Below are 1827 nucleotides of genomic sequence, written 5' to 3'. Positions count from 1 at the left end.
TACTGAGATAGGAGTGAGGCTTGGATATACTTTTGAGTTAGAAAAAACCAAGACAGGTCTCGAGTTATTTGGTGGTATGAAGAACATTTTTAATGCCTATCAGGATGACTTTGATATCAGCAAAAACAGAGACAGCAATTATGTCTATGGGCCCGGTGCGCCAAGAATATTTTTTGTAGGCTTACGCATTAAATCTTTATAGTTGTGAGTAAAAGAACAGTACATCATACCTTAAAATGTATCCTGCTCTGTTTTTCTTTGTTTATGGGAACCCATTCTGTTTCAGCTCAAGACTCCATTCAGTGGATGACCTTTGATCAGCTGGATGACTCATTGAAGGTTTATCCCAAAAAGGTCTTTGTATATTTCTATGCCGACTGGTGCACCTATTGTCATAAAATGGATCGTGTTGCTTTTCAGGATCAAAAGGTGGCTACTATTATGAATGCCGACTATTATGCGGTGAAAATGAATATCGAGACATCGGATACCATTCATTTCGGCAATCAGGTTTTTGTAAATGAAAGACTCAGGAAACCTAACCCGGTACACCAAATCCCACTTTTGATGGCGAGTCGAAAAGGACAACCATTTTCGTTGCCAGCCATGGTATTGCTGGATGAAAAATTTGAGGCTGTTGCACGTTATTTCCAATACCTGAGTGCTGACCAGATGGCCAGAATACTTGAGAGGAAATAGCAAAAGGCAAACATTCCAGATAACTATTGGCAGGTTCAGAACGATGCTGATTCACTATTAATAATTGGTTTCGACTTTGGTAACACCTACTTATTCGGTGATTATTATCATGTTTTATTTTATGCTGGAAGGGTAATATTGCGCTTTAAATAATTTTACATGAAAAGTTCTAAATACTCAACCACATATCGAATTATTCATTGGGCAATCGCCATTTCATTTCTTCTTTTGTTAATCACAATATTCTTAAGGTTAACATGGATGAATAAGGACAATATGGCTGGAATCATTCAAGACTATCTCAGTAGTAATACGGATTTGACCCTTAATCAAGAACAGTTAATCGTACTGGCTAAAAGAATAAGAGAGCCCATGTGGAATTGGCATGTGTATATTGGTTATGTTTTGGTGGGCTTATTTGTTTTACGCTTTGCCGTGCCATTTTTAGGTCAAATGAAGATTCAGAATCCCTTATCTTCTATATTATCTACAAAGGAAAAATTTCAAATGTGGACTTAAATTATATTTTACGCTTGTGTCATTGTCTCATTAACAACTGGGCTCATCATTGAACTGGGGCCCAAAGAATTTAAAAAATCGATGGAAGAGATCCATGTACTTTCCATCTACTACCTGGTACCTTTTATTGTCATTCATTTAACTGGGGTTTTGTTGGCTGAATTTGGTGATCAAAAAGGAATTGTATCAAGAATAGTTAGTGGCGGAAGAGTGGGAGATAAGGAGAAATAGGTATTCAAATACCTTATTTTTTTTTCAAAAAGTTGCAACTCGGTACTTAATGAGTTCGTAAGGATAAATACTGGATCTGCCTTATTTCAAAATTTCACACGGCAGTGACAAAATAATTATTAAAGAAAATGAAGCTATTTCTTAATTTCGTTTTGTCATTCTTAATGATAAACACATTTGCTTTTGGAAGTATCTCTGAAAAAGATTCTACCTACATCAAGATCATCCAAACACAATTGAAGGCCTACAATAACAAAGACATTGATTTATTCCTTAGCCAATATAAAGACTCCGTTAAGGTATTTCGATATCCAAGAATATTATTATATAAGGGGAAAGACGAAATGAGAAAAAACTACGAAGCCCTTTTTAGAGATG

General features: G+C 35.7%; 2 protein-coding genes and 2 pseudogenes. All 4 read left to right on the top strand.

Translation table 11 applies throughout. The annotated features are described in order from the left end of the window. On the top strand, positions 1-202 hold a 202-nt coding region (locus RLO81_RS16765), incomplete at its 5' end, for a hypothetical protein (RefSeq protein ID WP_350114318.1). A gap of 2 nt (positions 203-204) precedes the next feature. After that, entirely contained in the window at positions 205-699 is a 495-nt protein-coding gene (locus RLO81_RS16760) for a thioredoxin family protein (RefSeq protein WP_350114315.1), read from the top strand. 159 nt (positions 700-858) lie between these two features. Next, a pseudogene (locus RLO81_RS16755) lies at positions 859-1449 on the top strand (cytochrome b/b6 domain-containing protein). Positions 1450-1577: 128 nt separating this feature from the next. Beyond that, a pseudogene (locus tag RLO81_RS16750) lies at positions 1578-1827 on the top strand (nuclear transport factor 2 family protein); the annotation flags it as partial.

This window comes from Fulvivirga sp. (assembly GCF_040220315.1).
Lineage (GTDB): Bacteria > Bacteroidota > Bacteroidia > Cytophagales > Cyclobacteriaceae > Fulvivirga.
The sequence above is the reverse complement of the archived record's forward strand: the minus strand, read 5'-3'. Positions and strand labels throughout refer to the sequence as shown.